1 protein-coding gene is annotated in these 801 nt (G+C 68.9%); it reads right to left on the minus strand.

Going from position 1 to position 801, the window contains the following annotated elements; genetic code table 11:
* The coding region (locus tag AC1D15_RS35240) for a 2-oxo acid dehydrogenase subunit E2 (protein ID WP_477829739.1) at positions 1 to 801 on the minus strand (801 nt) is incomplete at both ends.

The following is an 801-nucleotide window of genomic DNA, read 5'->3' on the forward strand; positions in this document are numbered from 1 at the left end:
GTCTTCTCGATGTCGGCAAAGCTCAGCTGGTCGGCATTGCGGATGATCGGCACCACCAGGCCGCGCGGCGAACCGACCGCGATGCCGATGTCGAAGTAGCCGTGGTAGACGATGTCGTTGCCGTCGACGCTGGCGTTGATCACCGGGTACTTCTTCAGCGCGGCGACCGCGGCCTTCACGAAGAAGCTCATGAAGCCCAGCTTCACGCCGTGCTCCTTCTCGAACTTCTCCTGGAACTTCTTGCGCATCTCCATCACCGGCGCCATGTTCACTTCGTTGAACGTGGTCAGGATGGCGTTGGTGGCCTGCGACTGCAGCAGGCGCTCGGCAACGCGGGCGCGCAGGCGGCTCATCGGCACGCGCTGTTCCGGACGATCGCCCAGGTTCTGCTGGATCGGCGCGGCGACGGCCGGCAGCGGCTTCGCCACCGACGGTGCGACCGGTGCAGCCACCGGTGCGGCGACAGCCGGCTTCGCGCCGCCGGCGATCGCGCCCAGCACGTCGCCCTTGGTCACGCGGCCGTCCTTGCCGGTGCCGGTGACGGCGCTGGTCGACAGGTTGTTGTCGGCCAGCAGCTTGGCGGCCGCGGGCATCGCGACATCGCTCTTGCTGGCGCTGCTCGGCGCAGCGGCAGCCGCCGCCGGGGCCGCGGTCGGTGCGGGCACGGCCTTGATTTCCAGCGGGCTCACCTGCGCAGCGGCTTCGGTGTCGATCCGGGCGATCACTTCATCGCTGGTGCAGCTCTCGCCGTCGTTCTTGACGATCTGCGCGATCACGCCGGCGGCCGGCGCCGGCACTTCC

The sequence above is a fragment of the Rhizobacter sp. P2_H2 genome (genome assembly GCF_056403375.1).